Origin of the sequence: Dyella sp. EPa41, assembly GCF_016586165.1 — a bacterium.
Lineage (GTDB): Bacteria > Pseudomonadota > Gammaproteobacteria > Xanthomonadales > Rhodanobacteraceae > Dyella.
The window spans coordinates 43,218-69,206 of record NZ_BCPR01000020.1; the positions used below are offsets into that span (position 1 = coordinate 43,218).

A 25,989-nucleotide genomic window follows, 5' to 3' on the forward strand; every position below is an offset into this window, starting at 1 on the left:
TGTCCGCGGGTGAGCGTGACAGCCTCAGGCTCACAAAATGTCAGTCTCGTTCCCGTACGGAGCCGAGGGTCAGCGTAACGTACTGAATGAAAGCGCGCTCTGACAGCTGTTGTGGACCCTGGTGGCGATCCATTTGACGTCTCGCTGAAGTACGAAATCATCCCCAGAACGCGCCGAGTTCTGCCTGCTACCAGTTCCATTCTTGCGGACAATTTTGCTTCCAATCCTCCATCGCAGTTTCCAGCGTGTAAAGGTACGGATAGCCGTTGCCAACCAGAAAGTTCGGCAGAACATTATTGGATCGCACCAATTTTCGGATACGAACTGGACTGAAAGGATGACTGATACGCAACGGCCGAGCTATCAGCTCGATACCGTAAGAGACGGACAGCAACAAGAAATAGGGCATGTTTGGTAAGAAGCGCTTGATGCCAGCGACCTCACACGTTGCAGCAACGTAATCGGAAATTGTCGGCCCCGGGTTCATTGAGCCATTGAACAGGAGCACGCCATTCCCCCGCTTCAGCTGCAACTGGTGCACCCACCAGATCGCGTTGCAAAGCTCCTTCACATAAATGCCAGCTTTGCGCGTACTCCGGTTGGCCATATAGAAGAAATAGCCCTTGCGAACGGCCTTCACCAGGCGAGTAACGTTCCCGCCTTCGCCCGGGCCGAACACCACACCGGGACGGACGATGACGAGCTTACGCTGAGCGCTGTCCGCGGCCTGCCATGCGAGGTGAATCTTCTCTGCCGCCAACTTGGATGAACCATAAGCCGTTACGGGCACGGGCAAGGTAGATTCGTCCTTTACGTCCTCACTAAGGCCGTAAGGCGAAATCGACGAGGTGAAGACCATGTTCGTGCACCCGACCTCGGATGCCCAGACCGTCACGTTCTCCGCACCATAGAGATTGGTCTTGAAGTACTCCCAATCTTCATGACCCGGCTCGCGGTGTACTGCCGCAAAATTGGCGACAAAGCCAACAGGCTCAAGCGGCTTCCACGCGATCACATCACGTACGTCACCCTGCACATACTCAAGTTTTTCCGCGTACTTGCCCAACAAATCGGCGCGGTACGGGAACGGCTTTTCCCTATACGATTCCAAGTCGTACAGATAGACCTTATCGAACAGCTTGTTGGCCAACACATAGTCAGCAAAGAAACAGCCGATGAAACCGGAGCCTCCAAAGATCACTGCACAGGTCATGTCAATCCCCTAAAGCCAGCCAAGCAGGACCGAAACAGCAAGCACGGCCCGATCTGAGAAGCGGCGACGTCCTCGTCTGACGAGCATGCGCGCCAGTCGGATGCGGCGCACCGGCCCACTCTTGCGATTCCAAACAACGAGGAAATCCGATGGGATGACAGCTCTGGTGCTATCCAACGCCGATACGGCAACCATCATTTGCCGTATCTGGCTGGCGTACCATCCATCGCTAATCAAGCCAAGGCGCTTTCGCACACCGGCCAATGCGCCACGGGCTCCAGTGTCATTGCCGCCATGTTGGCGATAACGCATTGAAGGCACCTGATCGAATACCCAGCGCTTACCGAGTGCGCGTGATACCGCGTAGATCAACCAGTCGTGGTAGTGAATATTGCCTAGAAGCTGCCTGTTTTCACGCACGAATTGCTGAACCTGTCGAGCAAATCCACCGCGTAACACAAAAGTGCAACCCTGGCCGGCGCCTTCAAACAAGAAATCGAGATCGGTCTGGCGCGAATTTTGGCGAAGTACATGTTCGCGGCCGTCTGGCCAGAAAGCGGTGACAGCCGACGAATAGCCGTCTGCGTCTTCGCGATTGAGCGAGGTGATAGCTCGTGAAAGCTTGTCCCGGCTCCAGACGTCGTCCTGGTCGCAGAACGCTACAAAATCGGACATTGCCAAGTCGGTGTCAGCGAGCAGGCGCAGAAAGTTCTGACCAGCGCCGCCCGACGACTGGGGGTAACGAATGATGCGAAGGCAACTGGCGACCTTGGCAGCGGAGAGAACTTCGACCGTATTGTCCGTTGAATTATCGTCTCCTACGACTACCTGTCGCGGAGCGACCTCCTGGGACAGGACAGAATCGAGCTGTTCCGCCACGTGAAGACCACCATTGTAGGTAGCCATAAGCACAGTGCAGGTCGGACGATTGCTTTCAAAGGTCATGGGCGATCCAGCCTGCCTGATCAAGACTTGCCCGCCGTGGAACGAATGACGTTCCAAGTGGCTGCAGCAGCACGATCCCATGAGAACGCAGAGGCACGATCCAATCCCTTGCCGGTCAAAGTGGCACGCAGCCTTGAATTGGAAGCAAGTTCGTCCATGGCCTGAACAATTTCGTCCCGGTCGTAAGGCGACACGATCCGAGCTGCGTCGCTGGCGATTTCGGGCATGGACGATACGTTGGAAGTCAATACAGGTGTGCCAACGGCCATCGACTCAACGATCGGCAACCCAAACCCCTCGTACTGCGAAATGAACGCGGTAAATTCGGCGCCTCGATATAGAGACGGCAGCCGATCATCGGGAACGAAGCCCAGAAAGACCACGTCGCCCTCGATCCCTAGGGCATTGATGGTCGACTGCAACTCCGGCGTGGCCGTACCGGTCATCACAACTTTGATGCCGAGCCCTGGAAGAGTGGAACAGGCGTAGGCGCGCAGCAACATGTCCAGATTCTTGTAGGACCGCTTGTTGCCGGGATAGAAGATGTACGGATAGCCAGGGCGGTGCGGTTCGATGTCTGAGTGATAATCGGCAGTTACGCCGTTATGCACGACGTGAACGCGACACGGATCGACACCCGACCACTCGATAAATTCGTTTCGCGTGAATTCGGATACACAGATGATCGCCGTGCACCGACGGTACATTGGCCTCAGCACAAAATCGTAGTATCGCGCGTGAAACGGTGAATAGAAGTGCAGATGGGTCAGATCGTGCACCGTCACCACGCTCGGAATGCTTGACCAAGCCGGAGGGATGAACCCTGGGCTCCAGAATACGTGACTCTTATACTTTTGCAGGGACAACCTTGCCCCTACCTCAAATGGCGAGGCAGGGTGGCCAATCCGGAACCTAAGGTGCAACGCATGAAGCCCGATATCTTTCGGTGCTCGTGCTAGATACTGGTTCTGACATATGCCAATACCCGTGCCTTCCGGCCACCGAAGATCGGCCGCGATAATGAGGTTACTCATCGCGCCTTCTCTAGCATTTCCTTCGCCTTGGGCACATCCCTCTCCGCAAGCCAGACATAGGTCAGGCCATCCGCAAGAGAAAGTTGTCCATTTGCAACTTGCAAAGGTCGCCCGTCGATGCCTTCAGCTTTCAGCACTGGAAACGGCAGATTGAACGACGACTGGCCACTTCTGGCTTCACCCTCGAACATCACCATCACCGCGCCTTTAGGCGTTTCAAGCAGTACCCCGGAGCCGCCGCCAGCCAGGTCGCCAATAGAGGTTAAGGCGCGCGCACCGGAGAGCGCCTTGGCCACCTGCTCGTAGGCAGCCAAGCTTCGCAATGGCGTTCTTTCCTTGCCCGTCATGCCAAAGTTTTTTTCTTTCTCTTCGTAATACGGATATACGAACGGGTAGTAGCGCTTGACGCCCATTGCATAAGCCACAACGGCCTTTGCTGCGATCTGAAGTGCAGAAGCCTGATCCTGGTCCAGAGGAGGACGCTCTGGCCCTCGTTTCCAGGACCAACCGGCTTCCGTTATCCAAAGCGGCATGTCAGGAGCGCCTGAACGATGGAGCCAACGCCTGAATGAATCGATATCCCTCTGCAATGTTTTCGCTTTCACATACGTGTGGAAGCTGATGGCGTCCACGAACCGAAGGAGTCCGACACCAGCAACACCGTCGGCAAAACCGGAAGAGTCCAGCTTGTCCCCTGCCAAGGCGAATGCGAATGCTCCTCCGACAATGGGCACGGACGGTGCAACCTTCTTGATGTCCTTTGACGCAAACGAGGCATAACTTGCGTACTGCTGCTCGTAGACCCTCTTCTCTTCAGACGACAATTTGTCGTAAGTACGATTGTGATCGGGTTCGTTGGCAACCTCTACACCACTCCAAACTTTGCCCCAATGCGCAGCTATTTGAGAAACCGTCGCAACGGACGACTCGGAGGAAGGGAAGTAGCCGACAGGATTCTCGGGAAGGCCCTGCAGTACATCGACTACCTTGATTCCGGCCTTGGCGTAAAGGTGGCGAAGTTCGTCGAATTGATGCTGACCGTGACCACTCCACCCTTCCGTGGCAGGATTAAGTTCATTCCATGTAATGCGATCACGCACTGTCCCGATACCCAGGCGGGACAACTGTCCGACAAACTGCGCACGATAGTCGGCCGAACGCTCCAGATACGAAAAGGCGGTATCCAGGCCGAAGAAGTCTGATACACGCTCGTTTGTGCGATCGAGCGCAATGACGCCGAAAACTGAATTTAGCTCGGGGAAGCGCACCTCGTGATAACCACGACGCAGGTTTATCGGAAGCTCAACCTTGTTGCCAGCTGGCTGGCAATGCACAAAACCCTTCGTCTCTTCCGCACCCGTATAGTCTTGTACGGTATACACGATGTTCCGAGTACAAGTGTCCGTATCTGCCAAGAACGTCAATGAGAGGTCAGCTCCTGCCGGCGCCACAAACTGAGCGATGTCCGCAGGACTCAAAGCGGGTACTTCCCCACCAGAAACCGTGCAAGCGCCCGATGCGATGGACAACAGAAGTACCAACAGGGCTTGAGTGCCTCGATTCTTTTTTCTCACGGACATTGGATACTCTCTGCAAGACCCGCGGAAACAACTTTCTTGCGACGAAAGTAACCACCTTTCGTCAGGCGAATGCTGAATGCAGCCGTCAAGCCGGCAGCGATGGCCGTAGTACCACCTTCGACGCAACTCACGGTCCAACCCTCCATCAGGATGGAAATACCCAGGAACCAAAAGAGGGTAGCCATGCGATTGCCGGCGAATTTCAGCCGACTCAGCGCACGAGTGAACGCCCAGATGATGGCTAGGGCGAGGACTCCAAACGTGGCGTATAGATACAGGTACACATTGTCGGCAGGCGAATAGAAGTCTGGTTCGAATATCTTCTGTGCCGCTCCAATTCCACCAAGACCACGCCCCAAAAGCATGCTGCCGTGCTTGAATATCATGGTGAATGTGTCCGGCCACATTTGGGCCAGTCGCATACCGAATGAAACAAGGAGCGTTCCAGAATCCTGATTGGCGAAGCTGGATCCAATTTTGGAAAACTGTGTGCTTGCCGGAAGCAGGACGCCAATAAGAGCCAGAACGAACGGAGCAACCCTTCCTACCGTTCGCTTGATTACGCCCGGCGCAGCGCGCGGCACCAGCAGGGGCAATAGGATGGTCAGAACGAAGTAGAGGCCGAGCGTTGTCTTCGTCGTGGTAATGGCGATAAGCACTCCCGTCGCTACCCACACGGAAAATGCGAGCGCCCTATTCCTCAGTAGTACTGAACAAACCAGTCCGAGAACAAGCAACTGCATGGCCGCCTCGAAGGAAGCACGGGCGAAACCTGCAATGCGCTCGACACCGAAATAAGTCCAATCACGCGATACCTCGACTTCGGCATCACCCAACTGATAGGAAAAACCAGTCCAGGGCATCGTATGAAAGTAGTTGTACCCTACACCAATGGCTACACACAGCCAGAGCGCGATGGCGTACGGAAGAATCCGCTCACCGAACCTTGAAATGGCGGGCTCAGCGACGACACCAAATAGCATTGGCATCAACGCGAAAACACCCATCAAAGGCTGACTGATGCGGTGTGTGTAATAGATCCCAACCAGCACGAACAGCGCGAATACTGCACCTGTAGCCAAAACCGTCTTGTCGAGGCGCAGTTTCCACAGAACTCTAACAACCAGCGCGACTAGAGCGAGAAGCATTAAGCCTTTAGGGACATAGGCCAGGACCACGCCCCCCATGCTGGAAAGGTAGTAACGCAACGGTCCTTGGAGCACTTCAAATATCAGGAATACAAAAAGCGTCATAAGGACAAACATGTCACCTTGCTGCAACATGATTTGTTGGCTACCGCTTGCCATGCCGTCTGGGCGTGTCACTTGCCGCTGGAAATGAGACGACGCCCCTAAAAAGGCCATCTTCTCTTGCCCTCCAGGAGCATCCTGATGATGGGTTCCCACGTTCAAATCACTCACGCTTTCGCTACCAAGGAGATTGCCTCGTACAACTCAACGTACTTTCGTGCCCAGCCCTGCGGGTCAATGAATGACTTTCCGGTTTCACGAGCAGCCTCCCCCATTCCAGCCCTCAAGACAGACTCACGCACCATTCGCCGCATCGCAAAAGAAAGCTCCTTGACGTTTCCCGGATCAAAGAGAAAGCCATTAACCTCGTCCTTGATCATTTCAGAGATGCCACCTCGCCGTGACCCAATAACCGGCTTGCCGAAAGCCATGCTCTCCGCAACTACCATGCCTAATGGCTCTTCCCATAGAGATGGAACAACAGTGGCATCCACGCTGGGATAGAAATCGCGCTGAGCCATCCGACCAAGAAACTGGATCCTTTCGGATGCCCATTGGGCACGCAGTAATTTCTCGTAATCAGGTTGACCATTGCCTGCGATCCACAGCTGCACATCACCGAGGTCAGCGTCTTGGAAGGCCTGCAGTAACAACTCAAGGCCTTTGCTTGGATCAAGGCGACCGATGTAGCCAATGCGTAGCGGTTGACCTGGTGAACGCGTGGCGGCTACTTCATCCAAGCCTAGACCTCGCGGATCGCGCGCATTATGGATAACGCGGCGGATAGCCACATTCTGAAAGTAGCCCTGCTCTAAATGACGCTCAAGGGTGAAGCGGCTCACACCGACGACAGCATTTGCATATCGACTGAAGCGACGATGCGGTAACCTGAAAAGGCGACAGGATGCGCATTGCGATGCGCAGTTCTTGCCTCCCCGATGCATCGTGGCCTTGACGCATACATATTCGTATCCGTGCAGTACCTGCACGATTGGCACACCCGCATTTTTCAGCGTGCGCATCGATAGCGCGGACCAACCATTGAGGCAGTGGACCGAAGCGACGTCCGGTCGCTCTGAGGCAACGACCTCCCTTAGAAATCCCTGCATGAAAGGATTAGACGAATCCAGCGCATGCCACAGCACCTTCTGCACCACCGGTCGCTGCTCATTGTGCTTGGGGAGGTAGAGGTTCTTAAGTTTCGCGCTATAGACGGTCACGCCTTCGCGCACCTCTTTCCGCAGCCCTTCCTTGTCAGAGGCCGCCAGAAGCACACACTCATGCCCAAGATCCCTCATCGCGCGCATCAGTGTCCAGATGGTTACTTCGGCGCCGCCGCCCGCATGTGGATCAGCAAGCGCGTGTACAAATAGGATCTTCATGCTCTGTTGCAACCTTTAAAAATCGATGCTTTCCCCGGGGCTGCACTTGGGACAAGTGTTTGGTCTTGGAGCTTGATCGATCCAATCCATACCTCATGCCTGGACTGTGAAGTCCATGTGCCACGTCGCTGCTCAAAAAAACTCTGCGACTCGGCCGCAAAGCGAAGAAATCTGCGGGCCTCCCGCCGCTTAGCAGCTCGAACGGCGCACCAACAAGTTGCGTGCCCCTCATGGGAAATGTGGGATGCCAAGCTCATGACAGCGGAAAATCGGAGTCAACGCCCAACATCGCCGTTTCACCCTCTTGGATGGCTCGCCGCAATAGACTTAAGCGTGCTGCGCTGTCCGTACGGCTGGAGAAGAAATTCAACAATGTAAAAAAGAGAGCTCTGTTGATCCAATATTCGAGCCTTGAGGTGGCCCAGACGTGGCGATCAAACCAAGCCTGATTGCGCGAAGCGTAGTAGGCGCGAAAATCAGACTCGCCCCTAAGCCAGCCGATGAAAGAATTTGGATATCGATCTTTCAGATTCCAAGAACCCTCCAGATCTTCAAGCTCCGCGCCAGTAATCAACTCAATGGCACCGCCGCCGCTTGTGATGCGATAGGTGTATTCGGTGTCGTCCGCATACAGCACGAACTCGCGCCTGGGCAAACCGATGCGTTCAAAAAGTTGACGCTCCGCAAGCAGACCACCGTAAGGGGCGTAGGGAAGCCTCACGCGCGCCTGAGGCCCGGCGGACAATGGCCTCTTGCGGCGCACACGCCGCCAAACCTTGAACGGGATCTGGCGGTAATGGAAGCAAAAGAAACTGGAGCGAAGCGGAACGGCTTTGGAGGCAGTAACGCCCGATGCGATGTCGGCCTGATGATCCGGACGGAAACCGAGCACGGCCGCACAATCACGCCGCACTTCCGCAGTGAGGCGCCTTAGCTCTTGATGGAGAACGCCAAGGGCACCCGGCTTCGGTGCATTGTCGTCGTCCATAAGCCACAAATAGCTGGCACCGTTGTCGAGCGCAGTCTGGATGCCGACGGCATAACCGTTGGCGGAGCCGGTATTTTCCGCAAGCCGAACGACGAGAACGCGGGAACCCCATTTCTCCTCCAGCAACGCGAGGTTCGAACGCGAGGCATTACTGACGATCACCGCCTGACCCAGGCGCTCGATATCGAAAGCGCGCCTCAGCAATTCCTCGAGATAGTGGATGCGATCCCCATAGGTCACCGTCACCAGGGTTGTGGCGGCAGCTCGATCCATTACAGCGACGTCAGTCATGGCGGCGGATCTGGGTCAAGGTGTCGAACGCATAACCAAGGCTGGTTACGGAGATCAAGGAAGCCGCAAGTACTTTGAGCCACATCGGTCCCACCGAACCGACGCCAAGCATGAGGGAAATACCCGCGAAAACGGCGAAAATCAGCAAGAGCGACTTCTTCGCCAATTCCGGAAACGCGACATTGGCGCATGCCACCAAGAGCAGGAAATCCAGAGTCATTCGGCCGGTCCATGCAATGGCCGCGCCGAGAATGCCGAAGTGCGTTAGCAGCAACCACAGCCCTCCGCCATAGATTGGCAGCTCGAGCATGTGAAGTTTGGCGGTAACGGACGGTCTTCCTATGGCCTGGAGAAACGCATGCGGAATGCGCGCCATACTGTTGACGAGCAGACCCACCGCGAGCCAGCGCAACAAGGGGGCCGATCGCACGGAGAAGTCGTGCCCCATCCAAACGCCAAGGCCCTCGGAAGCGAAGGCATATAGACAAAGGGCAGCGGGAAGCATCGCGGCACACATGGCCTTGCTGGCGCTGGCATACATGGGCGGCAGGGCGGCCCGATTTCGTGACGCCCAGGTTGCTGCAAAGGCTGGGAAGAAAACCCCGACCATCGAAATAGGCGCGAAACTGAAGCGGTTCACCAGATCGGCAGGCACGGAGTAGAACGGCAGTAACGCCAGCGCCACCACACCCCCGATGACCACTTTGTCCAACTGCGCCATCAACGGACTGACCAGGTTGCTCACGGTGATCCAGCCGCCAAAACCCAGGAGCTCACGGATATGGCGCTTTTCAAAGCTTCGCGACGACGTGCTGATCGACTCCAGCCGACCAACCCTCGTGAAGTACAGGCTGGTGGTGACCACCCGTGAGATCGCAAGTGAGATTGTCGCCGGCACCAAGTGATTCGACCAGTGCAGCATCACCAAAGGCGCGGCGAAATTGAGCAACCCCATCATCAGTCGGATAGTGTTGATCGACTGAAATTGATTGTGGGCCTCCAGAATGCCGATGAGTCCTGCGGAAAGGATGACAAAGGGAATGCTGACGCCCAGGATCCGCAAACTGGCGACGGCCTCCCTCAGCAGCGATGCATCGATCTTCAACAGGCCCACAAGCTTGGGCGCCGCCAATTCAATGATCACGGCCGCTAGGACGCCGAGCAGCAACATCACCCGTAGCGCAGTGGCCGTGATGTCGCCGATGTCACCCGTGCTTCCGGCACCTATGCGATCCGACACAACCTTCGTCAGCGCGCGACCGATGCCAAAGTCGAAAATGCTGAAGTAGCCGATCAACGACCAGACGATGGTGAGGAAACCGAAGCGTGCGTTGCCGTATCCCGACAGAAGGATCGGGATCGCGAGGAAGGCAAAGACCAGCGGTATGCCCGCGCCCGCCAGGTTCCAGGCAATGCCGTGCGCAAAAGAGCGCTGTCGAGAGGGAGACATGAACAACAGGCTCAATTCGCGGCGAATGCGATCATCAGGTCATTCGGATTCCTGATATCCATCGGAAGGTTGAGCCAATGCGCGGCAGGCGGCGTCATAGCGATCGGCGACTGGCGCTTGTCAATACGCATTGCTACGTCTCAACAATACGTAAGGAGTAAACAGGATGATTTTGAGATCAAGCCACAGCGACCAATGCTTGATGTAAGAGATATCGCACTCAACGCGACCAGCCATCTTTTCCAGCGTATCGGTCTCGCCCCGAAACCCTTTGATCTGCGCAAGCCCCGTCATACCCGGCTTCATCCCATGGCGCTGCATGTAACCACGCAGCTTCTCGCTAAATTGATGGTTATGCTCGACTGCGTGGGGTCGCGGACCGACGATCGACATGTCGCCGCGCAGCACGTTGATCAGCTGGGGCAGTTCGTCGAGACTGCTCGAACGCAGGAACTTACCGAACCGCGTAACACGAGTATCCCCGCGCTTGGCCTGCGTGACCTCGCCGACAGCTTCAGAGTGCACCCGCATGGAGCGGAACTTCAAAACATCGAACTCCTTTCCACCGAGGCCATGGCGCTTCTGCCGAAAAAAAATCGGCCCCGCGGAGCTCAGCTTCACACCCAACGCAATGAGACCCATGACCGGCGCAAGTAGCACAAGCAGCAGTAGCGCGATCGATCGGTCTTCGATGGCCTTTGCCAGACCGGCATGACCCTCAACTCGGCTGGACCTCAATGTGATCACCGGCACGCCTGCCAAGGCGGCTGCATGGTGATTGATGAGCTCATAGCCGAAAAAATCCGGCACCAGACGAATGGTGATGGGTGTATCAAGCGTCAATTGCAGGATCTTCTGGATGGTCTCTTCCGCGCGCATGGGTAACGCGATCCAGATCTGGTCCGGGGCTTGCTCGGAAATGTGGAAAGCCAAGTCGGAGAGATCGCCCAGTCGCCGGACCCCGGCCATGTCAACTTGGTCATAGGGAGTCTCGATGTAGCCAAGTACATCCAGGCCCATCCAGGCGCTGTTGCGCGCAGCTGCAACGATACGCTGACCAGCCTGAGTCCCGCCAACGAGCAACACGCGCCGCGAATCGACCCCACGTGCACGGATGTACCCAAGGACCCGCCGCAGCACGAGGCGATCGAGCGTCAGCACGGCGCCTGCCGAAACAAACCAGGTACCCGCGGCCACCCGCGAGTAGTGGTCCGTCGTCTTCAGCGCCCAGGCAATGAGAAGCTGCACCACCATGACGCCCGCCCACGCCAGCCACAGCCTGCCGATTTCCAACTGGCTGCTTTCTCCGCGCCAGCTGCGATAAAGACCTGCGGCAGGAAAAACCACGAGGGCGAGCAACACGGTGCGTATGAGGCCGGATGTATACGCAAGCTCCAGCCCGAAGTCCCCGAACTGGATGCGGTAGACAGCCAGCGCAACCACGGCGATGACCAGTACGTCACTGACGCGCAGGACGATATCCAGCAACGCCGCGTGCTTGGAAAAGAAATGGGACTCCGCCCGTTTTAGCTGCGGAACACCTGGAATAGATAACATTACCGCACTCCATCCTTGTCTTCGTTTGCGACCGGGCTTCTGCCGTGATGACCTTCTCGACACCACTGCAGCGCACCTGCGCAAGGCCGCCCCTCCCTCGGGCCGCGCCATGTTCTTTCATTGCCTCTCATTCACTCCCCCCCTGGTGAAAGAGCCGCGGGATCATCTCGATCCCGCGTCAAGCAACCAATAGACCGTTCGTACTAGTCGGGGCCAACGCCCCATTCTCTACATCCATTCATTCCACGATGACGTGCCGCTTGCCGCTCAAGCCGGGCTGCTGCCGTACTCGTAGTAGCCATACGAGTAGTAGCCCGTGCTCCTGCGTTCCACGGCATTGAACACGGCACCCTTGATCTGCACGCCGTTCTGCTCGAAGCGTTGCTTGGCCAAGGCGATTTCGCGAGCCTGGTTCAGCGCGAAGCGCACCACCAGCAGGCTGGTGCCTACGTGATGCCCCATGATGGCGGCGTCGGTCACCGCAAGAATGGGCGGCGTATCGATGATGATCAGGTCGTACTGCGGCTTCAGCTTTTCCAGCAGATTGACGAAGTTCGCATGCATCAACAGTTCGGACGGGTTCGGCGGAACCTTGCCACGGCTGATGAAGTGCAGGTTTTCGGCACCGCTTACGGAGCGGATGGCTTCCTCCAGCGTCAATTGACCCGACACAAGCTCGGACAACCCCTTGTCGGGCCGCCCGCCAATCACGGTGTGCAACGCACCCTTGCGCATGTCACCGTCGATCAGCAGGACGCGCTGCCCACCCTTGGCGATGACGGCGGCCAGGTTGGACGAGATGAAGGTCTTGCCGGCGCCAGGGCTCGCACCCGAGATCATCAGGATGTTGTTCTTGGCCTCGATGCGGGCGAAGTGCAGGCTGGTGCGCAGGCTGCGCAATGCTTCGATGGCAAGGTCGGCCGGCGCATTGACGGCAAGCAGCTTCTGCTTGCCATCGCCACGACCGCGACGCCCCTGAAGGAAGCTCTGGCGTTCCACGACGCTGCTGGGAATGGACGCGTACACGGAGAGGCCGAGCTCTTCGATCGCGGAAGGATCTTCCACGCCGCGGCTGAGCATCTGGCGCAACAGCACGAATGCGACGGCAAGGAAGCCACCGAGGAATGTGCCACCCAGAGCAACCAGCGCCTTCTTGGGCTTGGCGGGCTTGGAGGTATCCACCGCAGCGGGATCGATCACGCGCACATTGCCTACGGTGCCGGCGCGGGCAATCTCCAGCTGCTGGGCCTGGTTCAGCAGGCCGGTATAGGTGGCGTTGGTGACCTCCACGTCCCGGGTCAGTCGCAGCAGTTCCTGCTGCGTGTCCGGCAGGCCGCCGACCTGCTTTTCGATACCGGCCTTTTGCGCCTGCAGCTGGCCGATCTGATCGAGCAGCGCCTTGTAGGCCGGATGCTCGCCCGTGAACTTGCGCTCCATCTCGGCCTGCTGCAGGCGCAGCTGCTGGATGCTGGTCTCGATGGCGACGGTCTGGTCGAGCAAGCCCTTGGTCTGCAGCGTGATGTCGACCGACTTGGCCCGCGTCTGGAACGCATTCAGCGCATTCTGGGCGTTGTCCAGGTCACGCCGGATTCGCGGCAGCTGCTCCTTGACGAACTTCAGGCTGTTCGCTGCTTCGGCCGAGTTGCGCTCGACGTTCTGCTTCACGTAGGCCTGGCTCACGTGATCCAGCAGCTGGGCCGCGAGATCCGAGTCTTCGTGGTCGTAGGTCATCAGGATGATGCCCGAGTCCTTGCCCTGCTCCGACGCACTGATGTCCAACTGCAGCTGGTTGATTACCGCAAGGGCGGTGTGGTGCGTCACGGCAAAGTGGGCACCTGCATTGGCGCGCAGCTCGCGGACCTGCATGGTGATGCCATGGCCGGTGGCTACTTCGCCGACGCGCCCCTTGAGCAGGGAATCGCCACCGTCAAAAAGTTCGTAGCCGCCCTGCCCGCCGGCGACCAGCACCAGCTTTTTCTCTTCGAGCCGGGCCGGTACCTTCATCTGGAAGATATCGAGCTTCGAGCCACCCCAGTCGTAACGACTCAGTCCCAGCAACGGGGAAGCCACGTCGGTGGGCTCATCCGGCAGGTAGTGGCGCGCGACCCATCCGCCGAAGATCGGGAAATGGTACGGGTATGTCTCGATCTGCAGATTGAGTTCGTTGACAGCCTTGCCGATCACGGAGCGCGACGTGATGAGCGCGATCTCCGTGGTGGCCTCTGAACTGGAGGCACCCAGCGTCTGCGTGATCGCGCTCAGGCCCGGAAGATCCGGCACCTTCTGCTCCACCTGCACCAGGGCGTCCGCTTCGTAGATCGGCGTGCCAAGCAATGCATAGCCGACGCTGAGCACGAAGAACACGCCGGTGACGATACCAATCAACCACTTGTGGTCGAGCAGCGTCCCCAGCAGCTCGCGCAGGTCAATCTCGTCGTCTTGCTGCGCAGTGTTCTGTGTCGCGGTCATGCTCGATCGATCCAGTTCAAACGATAAGGGTGAAGAAACGGTGAAGTCTTTGGCATGAGGGGGCGCCGTCAAGATGCGTAGGCGTTGCCCTACAAATTTTCAGGAACCGCGCAAATACGGGAGCCAGGCGGAAACAGCGCGCTCGATCATGTCGTAAACGTGCTCGAAGGCTTCGCGACTTTGTCGATACGGATCCGCCACATCGCCGCCCTGCACCCAGCGGTCAAGCAGCATCACTTTGCCACTCGCTTCGGGGGTCATCCGCATCATCCGCGTCACGTGATCGCGCTCCATCGCCAGCACGAGGTCTGCCTCGCGCAGCATGGCGGGCGTGAGCTGGCGAGCCTGGTGCGCGCTGGCGTCCACGCCGTGCTCGCTGAGCAACTGCATGGCCGTCGCATCCATCGGCTTGCCGACGAGCGCACCCAGGCCGGCGCTCTCGATGGAGGCACCGGCGGACGACAGGCGATGGCGGAAGAGGTACTCGGCCGTTGGACTACGGCAGATGTTCCCCACGCAGACAACCAAAATCCGTTTGAACACGATACCCAGCGCTTACCGCAAGATGCTTCCACTGACGCGGATCACCGCCGCGCTTGCGGCCATGCGTCCCTGTCAGACCCCTGTAACGAACGACCCCAATACTGTCTTCTGGGCTTTTATACCCTCGACGGGCGGCGCCCCTCCCCGCACGGGTGATCACGCCCCCTCTTGCCAGTCAAGCCTACTTTTTCACAAAATCAAGACTAAAGACTTGCGTTCAGCTTACAATCATAACTGGAACTTAGCAGCCCCGTCACGAAGCGAACACGGGCGCACGCTGTTCATTTTCCAGTAAGGTTGTGTTAATGATGCGCGCCGAATCACCACTGAAAGGAGTTCTTGTGAAGAAGTTGCTTGCCGTTGTTTTGATGACCTGCATGGTTGGACAGACGTTTGCCCAGGCGGCTCAGCCGGCCCCGGCACCAGCCCCGACTCCGGCTCCTGCGGCCCCGTCAGCTACCGCTGGCTCCGGCAGCGCCGCAGCTGCTTCGGCGGGCGGCATCAGCGCGGGCACGACCGCGGCTATCGCTGCCGGCGTGGTCGCCGCGGCAGGTGCCGTTGCAGCAGCTTCGAGCGGCGGTGGCAGCAACCCCGGCAACTCCAGCACGCCTCCCGGCACCGGTGGCAGCACCGGCGGTGGCGGCACCGGCGGTACCGGCGGCACCACGGGCACGACCGGTACCCACTAAGCCTTTTTGAAGGCAAAACGGCATCCGTGCTGGATTCGTCCGGCACGGATGTTTGCTGTCTGCAAGTCATCGAAGCAGAAGTCATGAACGTACGTAACGCCGTGGCCCTCGTCGCCGCGACCCTCCTGCTGCACGGCTGTGTATGGGCGCCGGGTCAGCACATGTCCACCAACAGCATGATGCGCACGGCTGACGAAAACAGCCGCGTCGACATCGTGACGATCACTCCCAAGCAGATAGCGATGGACAAGGCGGCGCTTGCCGCGTCCGCGCTGCCACCGGAGCTGCTCGGCTATGTACCCGAGCCCTATCGCATCGGTGCGGGCGACACGCTGTACATCACCGTGTGGGATCACCCCGAGCTGACGTCGCCGGCAGGCCCCCAGCAGCAGACATTGGCCAACGGGCGCCTGGTCCGCTCGGACGGCACGCTCTTCTACCCTTATGTCGGCGAGCTGAAGGTCTCTGGCCTCACCATCGAGGACCTCCGCAAGGCCATCACCAGCAAGCTGGCCCGCTACGTGGAGCAGCCCCAGGTCGACGTCAACATCATCGGCTACGGCAGCCAGCGCATCACGCTGCAGGGCGCCTTCATCAAGACCGATCCGCAGTCGATCACGGCCATTCCCATTACCCTGGCGCAGGCGTTGGGCGCCGCCGCTATCAACACGGAACAGGCCGACCTGTCTTCGTTGGTGTTGACGCGTGATGGGCATGAATATCGGATTGACCTGGACGCCCTGGGCCAGAACAAGTCGGTGACGCAGGACATCTACCTGAAGCCTGGCGACCGCCTGTATCTGCCTTACAACGATCGCCACGAGATCTACGTCATCGGCGAAGTGAATCGCCCGATGCCGCTGACCTTCAAGACCACCGACCTCACGCTGACCCAGGCGCTGGGGCGTGCAGGCGGCCTCAACCCGACGACGTCGAAGGGCAAGGCGGTCTACGTGATCCGCGGCATCGAGAACCTGGACCAGGCCAAGGGCACGGTCTACCAGCTCGACGCGCGCTCGCCCGACGCTTTCATCCTCGCCGATCAGTTCAGGGTCAAGCCGGGTGATGTGGTGTTCGTCGGCCCTGCGGGCGTCACGCGCTGGAACCGCTTCCTGACCCAGCTGTTGCCGCTTACGGGCATCATCAGCAACGCGGCCAACGCGTCCTACAACCTCGACCACTGATGTTCCGGCGTGGCCTGCCCCACCACCGGCACGAGCCGGCGCGAGTTGTCGCGCACGGCTCGCATGCCGTGTTTTCGCGCCATGCCATCGCCGTTGCCGGCGCCGTTTGCATGATGCTCGCCAGTTGCACGGACGTGTCGCGAAGCAGCCTGGAATCGGTTCGCCTGGCTTGGCGTGGGCAGCCCAAATTGTCGCCGACGGCCGAGCAGGTGCTGGCCAAGCCGTTCTTCCAGCTGCGCGCCACGACCAGCAAGGGCGATGCGATCCTCAATCTCGGCAATGTCGATGGCCAGCGCCAGCTCTGGTACGGCAAGGACGGCGTGATCGTGGTGCTGGAGCACGGTCGCGTGATCCAGACCGTCGGGTTGATCCGGAACCTCGACAGCAGCCACGTGCGATCGCCGGGCGATCCGTTTGCGATCGGCCTGCACAAGCTCGATGCACCGGCGACCTATGACCGCGAAGACGACTGGTCACCGGGTTATCGCTATGGCATCCCCACGCATGGCCAGCTCTCTCCATCAGGGAGCACCGATATCGACATCCTCGGCACGCCACGCCACGTGCTGCTGGTGACCGAGGATGTCTCGGCCCCGGCCGTCGGCTATCGGGCCACGAATCGCTATTGGGTGGATCCGCAGGACGGCTTCATCTGGATGAGCGAGCAACAGGTGGCGCCGGGGCTGACGCTCAAGCTCGTACAGCTCAGGCCCTATCGGAGCGCTACGCCATGACGGCGCGCGTTCTTGCCGCCACGGCAACATTGCTGGCACTGCTGTGCAGCCTGCCGTCGCGCGTCGCCGCCACCCAGGTGGAACTGCGTGGCGCCGTCGATACCCCGGGCGCCATCCAGCTGCCGCACAAGGCCCGGCTCAGCGATGCGGCCCTGGCGGCACACGTGCAGACGGACGCCTATATGGCCGGCGCCGCATGGCTTAGGCCCTCGCTCGTCGTCGAGCAGCAACGCGCGAAAGCCGGGCTGCTGTTCGACCTGGACAGCCTGCGCAAACAAGCGCTGAAGGACGAACGCGACGAGCTCGCACAACTTGCCGGCGATCTTTCCAGGTGGCTGGGGGCGATGCCGGCCACGGGCAGGCAGGTAGCGTTGCTGGATCCGCGCGCGGTCGAAGTAAACGCACCGGAAAATCGCCTCATTGGCGAAGGCGACACGCTCTACTACCCGCGGCGCCCCTCCACCATCCACGTGGCAGGTGCAGTTGCGCAGGCATGCGATCTGCCCCTGGTCGCCATGCAGGATGCACGCAAGTATCTCGGCGGCTGCGTGCTTTCGCCGTTGGCGGATGCAGACTGGCTCTATGTGATCCAGCCCGATGGCCGCGTATTCCGCCAGGGCATCGGGCTGTGGAACCGCAGCGCGCCAATGTCGTTGGCACCCGGCGCGACGCTCTACGTACCCATCCGCGAGCACCTCGTGCGCGGCACGGCGCCCGACCTCAACAACGAGCTTTCCGCCTTCCTGGCGACGCAGCTGCTCACTGAACCGGAAGCGCATCGATGACGCACCACCGGACAGGGCGTCCCGCCGGACGCATCCGTCGATCGCGCAACCCAGGCACGCACCTTCGTCGGCGCTGCGGATGCGCACTGCCCTTGGTCGGCGGCCTGTTGATGAGCGTGGCCCATGCGGACAGCGCGCCGACGCAAAGCGACTTTGGCGGCGCCGGCATTTGGCAGACGCCGTCGGCGCGCATGGCCGAGGATGGCGAGCTGGCGTTGACCGCCAGTCATGTACATCCCTATGACCGCTACAACCTCTCGCTGCAGCCGCTGCCGTGGCTGGAGGGCATCTTTCGTTACACGGCGGTGAGCAATCGCCTGTACGGCCCCGAAGCGCTCAGCGGCAGCCAGAGCTATAAAGACAAGTCGATCGACGTAAAAGTGCGGCTGTGGACCGAAAGCCGGTACCTGCCCGACCTCAGCGTCGGCGCCAGGGATATCGGCGGCACCGGCTTGTTCTCCGGCGAGTACGTCGTGATGAACAAGCGGTTCGGGCCCATCGATGCCAGCCTGGGCATGGGTTGGGGTTACATAGGCGGCCGGGGCGACATCAAGAATCCGCTTTCCCTCATCAGCGATAAGTTCGATATCCGTCCGGCCAGCAGCGGCACCGGACAGTTCGGCAGCAACCATTATTTTCGCGGTCCGGCTGCGATCTTCGGCGGCATGACCTATCAAACGCCCTGGCGTTGGCTGGTGCTGAAAGCCGAATACGACGGCAACAACTACCAGCACGAACCACAGAAGAACAACCAGACGCAGAACTCGCCGATCAACGTTGGCGCGGTGTTTCGCCCGACCCGCTACATCGACCTGAGCCTCGCCTACGAGCGCGGCAACACGGTGATGTTCGGATTCACCTTGCACACGAATCTCGCCGAAGGTACCGGCCCCGCCAAAGTGCTGGATCCGGCGCCCGCCGAGCGCGCCAGCCCAAGGCCGACGCGGGAGCCGGAGGAAGTCGATTGGGCAAGAGTGGCGCGCGAACTGCGCAATAACGCAGGCATCCAGGTATCCACCATCACGCGTCGTGGTCGCGAGGTCGTCGTCAGCGGCGAGCAGGAGGAATACTTCTACTCGGCCAAGGCGGTCGGTCGCACCGCGCGCATCCTCGATAACCAGCTGGGCCCCGGCGTCGACTGGTTTACGGTGGCCTCGCAGCAGGAAGGCCTGACGACGGCGGAAACCAGCATCAATCGCCAGCACTTCAATGAGCTGGCCGATCATGACATCGACCTGACGGACTTCCGGCGCAGCGCGGAGCAGAACGCACCCACGGCGCGCAACGACGAAGTGCTTTACCGGGCACCGATCAAGCGCACGGACCAGACCTTCGCGCTTGCCTACAGCCAGAGCCTCGGCGGGCCGGATAACTTCCTGCTCTATCAGGTCTCGGCGATCTACAGCCTCGACTACCACTTCACCCCGAATATCTGGTGGAGCGGCCTGGTCAATGTCACGCTGCTCGACAACTACGACAAGTTCAAATACGACGCGCCCAGCGAACTGCCGCGCGTGCGCACCGATGTGCGCAAGTACATCACGAGCTCCACGGTCACCCTGCCGGTGTTCCAGCTGACAGGGTCTCGCCAGCTTGGCAATGACCTTTACGGCCTTGCCTACGCAGGCATGCTCGAGAGCATGTTCGGCGGCGTCGGCGGCGAAGTGCTGTACCGCCCCTTCGGCGAGCGCTGGGCCATCGGCACCGACGTCAACTGGGTCAAGCAGCGCGGCTACGACCAGGATTTCTCCTTCCGTGGTTATCACGTGGTCACCGGACACGTGACCGGCTACCTGGATCTCGGAGGCGAGCATGACATCACGGTGGCGCTGAGCGCAGGACGCTTCCTTGCGGGTGACTGGGGCGCCACGCTGGATGTCTCGCGCGAGTTCCGCAATGGCGTGCGCATGGGCGCCTACGCCACGAAGACCAATGTCTCGGCGCAGCAGTTCGGCGAAGGCAGCTTCGACAAGGGCATCTATGTGTCGATCCCGTTCGACCTGCTGCTGCCGCGCTCGACCACCAGCCGCGTCGGCTTCGTGTGGGATCCGCTCATTCGTGACGGTGGCGCGCGCCTTGGCAAGCGTTACACCTTGTACTCGTTGACCAGCGCCCGCGACCTGGACAACTTCAACGACAATCTCGACAAGGTGGTCGAGTAACGACCTCTCCCGAGAGATCGCGTCACCCCATTCACGTCGGCTCAGTCGTCCAGCCAGACTTCGCCGTTCGACACGCGGATGCCGACGGCGCGCAGATGCTCGCCGCGGCAGGGGCCGCCGACGCACAGGCCGTCCTCGTCATTGAACGAGGCGCCGTGGGCGGCGCAGATCAGCAGGCGGTCCTTGATAAGGAATTTGCCGGGCGCCCAGTCGAGGCGGCGGCCGGCGTGGGGGCATATGTTGAGGTAGGCGCGCACCGAGTCATGGTGACGCAGCACGATCACGCTTTCTTCGCCCTCGCGAAGCACGGCATCCACGGCGATCGCGCCGCCATCGGGAATATCGTCCAGCCGGCAAAGCGCCTGGTCGGGGGTAGCTGTATCCATCGGCACTTGCCTCTTGGGCCGTGAGGCCCCATCGTTACGCACGTAAGTCGTTGATTTTACCACACGGATTTTTAACACATGCGTTTTTCGCTGCCCATGCCGCGTCGTTCCCGCCATCCGCTGGTCCGTGCCCTCTCGCTCATCATCGGGCTGGCGCTGGTCGGCGTGTTGATGGTGTTTGGCCTGGTGGTGGCCGGCGTGCTGCTGGTCGGTGGCGCCTTGGTGTTCGCGCTGCGCCAATGGTCGCGCACGCGCGCTGCCGTGTCGCCTTCCGCCCGTCGTGCGCACAAGCCCGAGGTCATCGAGGGCGAATTCGTGGTGCTGAACCAGACGCGCCACGCGGCGAGGTAAATCGAGCCTTCGTTCTCCTTGTGGGAGCGCACCCTGTGCGCGACGAACCCCGCAGGATCGGTGTCAGTGATGTCTGCGGTCGCGCACAGGGTGCGCTCCCACACGTTCGCGGCGATGCGCAAGATCCGGATGGTGACGACACCGGGTGAGCCTTAGGCTGACCCCATCGCATCAGGGATACCGTCATGAATGCCCGTATCGCTACCGAATCCGTCCTGGAACAGGTCCGCCTGCTGGTCGAGCGTGCCGACGAGGCGCCTACCCTGCAGGCGCTGGCCGATGCCGTGCAGATGAGTCCAAGCCATCTGCAGCGCGCGTTCCGCCGCCATTTCGGCATGAGCCCTTCCGAGTACCACCGCGCCCGGCGCTTCGGCCAGCTCAAGCAGGCCCTGCGCACCGGGGCAGCGGTGACCGATGCGGTGTACGACGCCGGCTTCGGCTCCGGCAGCCGCGTCTACGAGCACAGCGATCGTCTGCTGGGCATGACGCCTGCCAGTTATCGCGCGGGTGGCGCTGGCGCGGATATCCGCTACACGACCACGGACACGCCGCTGGGGCGGTTGCTGGTCGCCACCACGTCGCGCGGTATCTGCTCTGTCACGCTCGGCGATACGGATCGCGAACTCGAGCAGCGTCTCGCCGATGAGTTTCCGCGAGCCACCCGCCAGCGCGTCGACGCCGGTCGTGAGGAATGGCTAGACGCGGTGATCGCGCGCATCGCCCATGAGCTGGGCTGGAGCGATGCGGATGCGCCTGAACTTCCCCCGCTGGATGTCGCCGCTACCGCCTTCCAATGGCGCGTCTGGGATGCACTGACCCGCATCCCCAGCGGCACCACCAAGAGCTATGGCGAGCTCGCCGCGGAGCTTGGCGTACCCAAGGCGGCGCGCGCGATCGGTCGTGCCTGCGGCAGCAACAAGCTGGCGTTGATCGTGCCGTGCCATCGCATCGTGCGAGAGGACGGTTCACTGGGTGGATGGCGCTGGGGCGTGGAGCGCAAGCGCGAATTGCTTGCCAAGGAACACCGCGCGGACGCGAAGCGGGAACGTACCGCCGCCTGAGACGGCGGGCGCGCCAAGGGCCATGTTGAGCGCGCCTCAACGCTGCCTTGCATAAGACTCGCTTCTGCCTGCCAAAGCGCCGGTCTAAGCTCCGCTTCTCTGTAAACTATGGCCCGCATCCGCATCGCGATGCTCCCGCGCAGCCTCCCCATGAATGACACCGCCTCGACATCCGCCGTGACCTCGGCGCCTGCTCCCGTTGCCGACAGCCGCCTGCTGGTGCCGCTGGCGCTGTTTGCGCTGTACATCATCTGGGGTTCCACCTACCTCGGCATTCGCTTTGCGCTGGAAAGCTATCCGCCGTTCCTGCTGGCCAGCGTGCGCTTCATCGGCGCCGGCGTGGCGATGTTCGCCTTCCTCCGCCTTCGCGGCCACGCCATGCCGACGCCTCGCCAATGGCGCAACGCGGCCATCACCGGCATCTTGTTGCTGGGCTTCGGCAACGGCTTGGTGTGCTTCGCCGAACAGCATGTGAGTTCGGGCATCGCCGCCGTGGTGGTGGCGAGCATGCCGTTGTTCGCGGCCCTGTTCTCCGGCATGTACGGCGAATGGCCGTCGCGACGCGAACTCGTCGGCCTGATGATCGGTTTCCTTGGCGTGATCGTGCTCAACCTTGGCAGCAGCCTCTCCGGTTCGCGCATCGGTGCCTTCGCACTGCTGATTGCGGCCATGAGCTGGGCGTTCGGCTCGGCGTGGAGCCGCCGCCAGGACATGCCGGCAGGCCCGATGAATACGGCCGCGCAGATGCTGTGTGCCAGCGTGGCGATGCTGGTCGTGGGCCTTGCGACGGGCGAGCGGCTGCCCGCGCATCCGACCGTGCGCGCCACCGCGGCGCTGGTCTATCTCGCGGTGTTCGGCTCCATCGTGGCCTTCAGCGCCTATCTTTACGTGCTCAAGCATGCGCGCCCGGCGCTGGCCACCAGCTACGCCTATGTGAACCCGCCGGTCGCGGTGCTGTTCGGCGTGCTGCTGGCGGGCGAAACCGTCGGGCCGTTCGACCTGGCCGGCATGGCCATCATCCTGGTCGGCGTGGGCGCCATCACGCTGGCCAAGCAGCGCCGTACGGCGCGCTGAGGCGCCATCCCGGCCTGACTCGACCATGGTCGGCTTGCCGGGCCGGCCAATGGGCGCTCACCATGCCCCGGTCCTTGGTCGGGGAGCGCCCATGAACGCCGCAAACGAAGGTCTGCTGGCCCGCGCCGCGCTGCGCAGTGCCGCCTGGTCGGAACGCTGGTTTCCCGATGCCTGGGTATTCGCCGCCCTGGGCGTGGTGATCGTCGCCATCGCCGCGCTGTCCTTCGGGGCGACGCCGGGCGTCACGGTCAATGCCTTCGGCGATGGGTTCTGGAGCCTGATTCCTTTCACCATGCAGATGGCCTTCGTGGTCATCGGCGGCTATGTCGTGGCTACCGCACCGGTGGTGGCGCGTTTCATCGATGTGCTGGCCCGCGTGCCGCGCAGCGGACGCGGTGCGATCTGCTATGTCGGCCTGGTCAGCATGCTCGCCTCGCTGCTTTCCTGGGGTTTCTCGCTGGTGTTCGGTGGGTTGCTGGTCCGCGCACTCGCGCGCCGTGAAGACCTGCGCATGGATTACCGCGCCGCGGGCGCCGCCGCCTACCTTGGCCTGGGCGCAGTGTGGGCCATGGGCCTTTCCTCTTCGGCGGCGCAGTTGCAGGCCAATCCCAAGAGCATGCCGCCGGGACTGGTCAACATCACCGGCGTGTTGCCTTTCAGCGAAACCATTTTCCTGTGGCAGTCGATCGCGCTCACGACGATCCTGATCCTGGTGTCGCTGCTGATCTGCTGGTTCACCGCGCCGTCGGAGCACAGCGCGCGGACGGCCAACGATTACGGCATCACCGAAACCGCCGCGCCCGTGCTGCCACCACGGCAGCGGCCGGGCGAATGGCTGGAATACAGTCCGCTGTTGTCACTGTTGATCGGGCTGCTCGGCCTGGGTTGGCTCGGTTACGAATTCGCCACCAAGCCGGCGGTGACGGCCATTGCCAACCTCAACACCTACAACTTCCTGTTCCTCACCGTGGGGCTGCTGCTGCACTGGCGGCCTCGCAGCTTCCTCAATGCGGTGTCACGCGCGGTGCCGAGCACGGCCGGCGTGCTGATCCAGTTTCCGCTGTATGGCGGCATTGCCTCGCTGCTCACGCACGCGCCGGGCTTTGGCGACCAGACGCTGTCGCACCGCCTGTCGGGGCTGTTCGTGCATATCGCGTCCACTGACACATTCACCCTGGTGATGGGTGCGTACTCGGCGATCCTCGGCTTCTTCGTGCCGTCGGGCGGCGGCAAGTGGCTGGTCGAGGCGCCTTACGTGATGCAGGCCGCGAACGACCTGCATGTGCACCTCGGCTGGGCCGTGCAGGTGTACAACGCGGCCGAAGCGTTGCCCAATTTGATCAATCCGTTCTGGATGCTGCCGCTGCTCGGCGTACTGGGGCTGAAGGCACGCGACGTGGTGGGCTTCACCTTCATGCAGCTGCTGGTGCATGTGCCGCTGGTGCTCGGGTTGCTATGGGCGCTGGGGTTGACGTTGACGTATGTGCCGCCGGTGATGCCTTAGGACTGAGGCGGGTTGTTTCGCGCACTGAGTGCGCTCCTACAAAGGCACGACGCCCTTCTGTAGGAGCGCACCCAGTGCGCGATCGGGGCGCGGCAAAGCCGCGCCCCTCCAAAATCACAGTTCGCGCAACGCCGTCGTCACCGGCAGCCGCGCCGCACGCATCGCAGGATAGATGCCACCGATGAAGCCGATCGCCAGCGCCCACTTCAACCCGGTCCACATCAACGCAGGCGACACCCGCAGCTCGAAACTCAACTTGCCGACCGTGCCCGCCGCCAGCGTCGAGGCGCTGTAGCCGTTGAAGATCAGCCAGGCCAGCACGCCGCCGATGACGCCGCCGATCAGCGCCAGCAGCATCGTTTCCAGCATGACCGCCACCACCACGGGCAGGCCGCGGAAGCCGATGGCGCGCAGCGTGGCGATTTCGCGGGCGCGCGCCGCCACCGCCGCGAACATGGTGTTGAGCGCGCCGAACATCGCGCCGATGGCCATGATCAGGCCCACCGTGATGCCCATGATGCGGATCACCTTGGTCATGCCTTCGGATTGCTTGTTGAAGTAGTCGATGGTGGTGCTGACGTCGACCTTCAGCTGCGGATTGCCGTCGAGCGAGGCCTTGAACGCATCGTAGGCCTTTGGATCGGTGAGCTTTACCGTGACCGAGGCGCGACTGCTGCCGCGACGATAGGTGTCCGCCACCACGCTGGCGTCGCCCCACACCTCCGAATCCATCGCATCGCCCGACGAGAACACGCCCACCACCGTCCACTGCTGGTTGCCCAGGCGAATGACATGGCCCGGCTCCAGCCCGGCGAACTGCTTGGCCGCGCCCTTGCCCACGATCAGCTCGCGCATGCCCGGCTGGAAATTGCGGCCCTCGACGATCTTCACGTTGGGTCGCACCGCCCACGCCTGCTCGCTCACGCCGCGCAGCTGCACGCTGCCTTCGTCCTCGGGCCGGCCGCCCTTGAGCGGAAGATTCGCGGCCACGACCAGTTCCGGCGACGCGATGGGCTGGCCCTTCGCGTCGCGTGCGATGCCTGGGGCCTGCGGGATCAGCGTGACGCTGTCATGGTCGAGCACCGACATCACCTCGGACGCCGATGAGCCGCGCATCACGATGGCCGTGTCGGCGCTGCCGGTCTTGCGCAGCGTTTCCGCATAGCCCTCGCCCATGGCGAGCAAGGCGACCAGCACGCCGACCACGCCGGCGATGCCGATCACGATGACGGCCGACGAGCCAAGCCGCTGCCCCAGCGTGCTGATGCCTACGCCGGCGACCGACAGCGTCTGGCGTCCGCGCCGCGTGGCGAACAGCCACGCGGCGAACAGCACGGCGAGCAGGACGGCGCCTTGC

At 61.1% G+C, this 25,989-nt stretch carries 22 protein-coding genes; 9 read left to right on the forward strand and 13 right to left on the reverse strand.

The genetic code is table 11. The features are described 5' to 3' along the window. Nucleotides 1-187: 187 nt before the first annotated feature. The 11 genes from JMF82_RS08790 to JMF82_RS08840 all read right to left on the reverse strand — a co-directional run bounded on the left by JMF82_RS08790 (nucleotide 188) and on the right by JMF82_RS08840 (nucleotide 14,702). Nucleotides 188-1,213, reverse strand: a complete 1,026-nt coding sequence (locus tag JMF82_RS08790) for an NAD(P)-dependent oxidoreductase (RefSeq protein WP_201314150.1) — start codon at nucleotides 1,211-1,213, stop codon at nucleotides 188-190. Nucleotides 1,214-1,222: 9 nt separating this feature from the next. After that, on the reverse strand, nucleotides 1,223-2,158 hold the full coding sequence (locus JMF82_RS08795) for a glycosyltransferase (RefSeq protein WP_201314151.1): 936 nt from the start codon (nucleotides 2,156-2,158) through the stop codon (nucleotides 1,223-1,225). Between the two features lie 20 nt (nucleotides 2,159-2,178). Then, a complete protein-coding gene (locus JMF82_RS08800) occupies nucleotides 2,179-3,192 on the reverse strand; it encodes a glycosyltransferase family 1 protein (protein ID WP_255559968.1) in 1,014 nt (337 codons plus the stop codon). Continuing rightward, nucleotides 3,189-4,574, reverse strand: a complete 1,386-nt coding sequence (locus JMF82_RS08805; protein WP_201314153.1) for a hypothetical protein — start codon at nucleotides 4,572-4,574, stop codon at nucleotides 3,189-3,191. The genes JMF82_RS08800 and JMF82_RS08805 overlap by 4 nt, the downstream gene beginning before the upstream one ends. A 188-nt stretch (nucleotides 4,575-4,762) precedes the next feature. Continuing rightward, nucleotides 4,763-6,193 carry a hypothetical protein gene (locus JMF82_RS08810; protein WP_201314154.1) on the reverse strand — a complete coding sequence of 477 codons (1,431 nt, stop codon included), beginning with the start codon at nucleotides 6,191-6,193 and terminating at the stop codon, nucleotides 4,763-4,765. Further along, nucleotides 6,190-7,404, reverse strand: a complete 1,215-nt coding sequence (locus tag JMF82_RS08815) for a glycosyltransferase family 4 protein (protein WP_201314155.1) — start codon at nucleotides 7,402-7,404, stop codon at nucleotides 6,190-6,192. Before JMF82_RS08815 ends, JMF82_RS08810 begins: the two co-directional genes overlap by 4 nt. Before the next feature lie 253 nt (nucleotides 7,405-7,657). Next, the gene (locus tag JMF82_RS08820; RefSeq protein ID WP_201314156.1) at nucleotides 7,658-8,683 is read right to left on the reverse strand and encodes a glycosyltransferase; all 1,026 of its coding nucleotides are present in this window, start codon (nucleotides 8,681-8,683) and stop codon (nucleotides 7,658-7,660) included. Then, nucleotides 8,676-10,148, reverse strand: a complete 1,473-nt coding sequence (locus JMF82_RS08825; protein ID WP_201314157.1) for a flippase — start codon at nucleotides 10,146-10,148, stop codon at nucleotides 8,676-8,678. Before JMF82_RS08825 ends, JMF82_RS08820 begins: the two co-directional genes overlap by 8 nt. Nucleotides 10,149-10,253: 105 nt before the next feature. After that, nucleotides 10,254-11,690: an undecaprenyl-phosphate glucose phosphotransferase gene (locus tag JMF82_RS08830; RefSeq protein ID WP_201314158.1), complete on the reverse strand. Its 1,437-nt coding sequence runs from the start codon at nucleotides 11,688-11,690 to the stop codon at nucleotides 10,254-10,256. A 267-nt stretch (nucleotides 11,691-11,957) separates the two neighbouring features. After that, complete coding sequence (locus JMF82_RS08835; protein ID WP_201314159.1) at nucleotides 11,958-14,159, reverse strand: polysaccharide biosynthesis tyrosine autokinase; 2,202 nt, start codon at nucleotides 14,157-14,159, stop codon at nucleotides 11,958-11,960. Between the two features lie 99 nt (nucleotides 14,160-14,258). Further along, on the reverse strand, nucleotides 14,259-14,702 hold the full coding sequence (locus JMF82_RS08840; RefSeq protein WP_201314160.1) for a low molecular weight protein-tyrosine-phosphatase: 444 nt from the start codon (nucleotides 14,700-14,702) through the stop codon (nucleotides 14,259-14,261). A 536-nt stretch (nucleotides 14,703-15,238) separates the two neighbouring features. On the opposite strand from JMF82_RS08840, the gene JMF82_RS08845 reads away from it, so the two are divergent. The 5 genes from JMF82_RS08845 (at nucleotide 15,239) to JMF82_RS08865 (ending at nucleotide 20,256) form a co-directional block, all read left to right on the forward strand. Next, nucleotides 15,239-15,391 (forward strand): hypothetical protein, encoded by a 153-nt coding sequence (locus JMF82_RS08845; RefSeq protein ID WP_201314161.1) that lies wholly within the window; start codon nucleotides 15,239-15,241, stop codon nucleotides 15,389-15,391. An 83-nt stretch (nucleotides 15,392-15,474) separates the two neighbouring features. After that, the gene (locus tag JMF82_RS08850; protein WP_236585371.1) at nucleotides 15,475-16,575 is read left to right on the forward strand and encodes a polysaccharide biosynthesis/export family protein; all 1,101 of its coding nucleotides are present in this window, start codon (nucleotides 15,475-15,477) and stop codon (nucleotides 16,573-16,575) included. After that, on the forward strand, nucleotides 16,575-17,309 hold the full coding sequence (locus tag JMF82_RS08855; protein WP_201314162.1) for a YjbF family lipoprotein: 735 nt from the start codon (nucleotides 16,575-16,577) through the stop codon (nucleotides 17,307-17,309). Before JMF82_RS08850 ends, JMF82_RS08855 begins: the two co-directional genes overlap by 1 nt. Beyond that, nucleotides 17,306-18,094, forward strand: a complete 789-nt coding sequence (locus tag JMF82_RS08860; RefSeq protein ID WP_201314163.1) for a capsule biosynthesis GfcC family protein — start codon at nucleotides 17,306-17,308, stop codon at nucleotides 18,092-18,094. Before JMF82_RS08855 ends, JMF82_RS08860 begins: the two co-directional genes overlap by 4 nt. Nucleotides 18,095-18,204: 110 nt before the next feature. After that, nucleotides 18,205-20,256, forward strand: coding sequence for a YjbH domain-containing protein (locus JMF82_RS08865; RefSeq protein ID WP_236585372.1), 2,052 nt, complete (start codon nucleotides 18,205-18,207; stop codon nucleotides 20,254-20,256). Nucleotides 20,257-20,297: 41 nt separating this feature from the next. Here JMF82_RS08865 and JMF82_RS08870 read toward each other — a convergent pair whose 3' ends face one another. Next, nucleotides 20,298-20,642, reverse strand: coding sequence for a Rieske (2Fe-2S) protein (locus JMF82_RS08870; protein ID WP_201314165.1), 345 nt, complete (start codon nucleotides 20,640-20,642; stop codon nucleotides 20,298-20,300). A 78-nt stretch (nucleotides 20,643-20,720) separates the two neighbouring features. Between JMF82_RS08870 and JMF82_RS08875 the strand changes: the two genes are divergently transcribed. From JMF82_RS08875 to JMF82_RS08890, 4 genes are all read left to right on the forward strand, one after another. Then, nucleotides 20,721-20,993 (forward strand): hypothetical protein, encoded by a 273-nt coding sequence (locus tag JMF82_RS08875; RefSeq protein ID WP_201314166.1) that lies wholly within the window; start codon nucleotides 20,721-20,723, stop codon nucleotides 20,991-20,993. Nucleotides 20,994-21,178: 185 nt separating this feature from the next. Continuing rightward, entirely contained in the window at nucleotides 21,179-22,054 is an 876-nt protein-coding gene (locus JMF82_RS08880) for a methylated-DNA--[protein]-cysteine S-methyltransferase (protein WP_201314167.1), read from the forward strand. A gap of 150 nt (nucleotides 22,055-22,204) precedes the next feature. Further along, the gene (gene yedA, locus JMF82_RS08885; protein ID WP_201314168.1) at nucleotides 22,205-23,128 is read left to right on the forward strand and encodes a drug/metabolite exporter YedA; all 924 of its coding nucleotides are present in this window, start codon (nucleotides 22,205-22,207) and stop codon (nucleotides 23,126-23,128) included. Between the two features lie 91 nt (nucleotides 23,129-23,219). After that, the gene (locus JMF82_RS08890; protein WP_201314169.1) at nucleotides 23,220-24,632 is read left to right on the forward strand and encodes a TIGR00366 family protein; all 1,413 of its coding nucleotides are present in this window, start codon (nucleotides 23,220-23,222) and stop codon (nucleotides 24,630-24,632) included. A gap of 114 nt (nucleotides 24,633-24,746) precedes the next feature. Here JMF82_RS08890 and JMF82_RS08895 read toward each other — a convergent pair. Continuing rightward, nucleotides 24,747-25,989: ABC transporter permease (locus JMF82_RS08895; RefSeq protein ID WP_201314170.1), on the reverse strand; the 1,243-nt coding region annotated here is incomplete at its 5' end.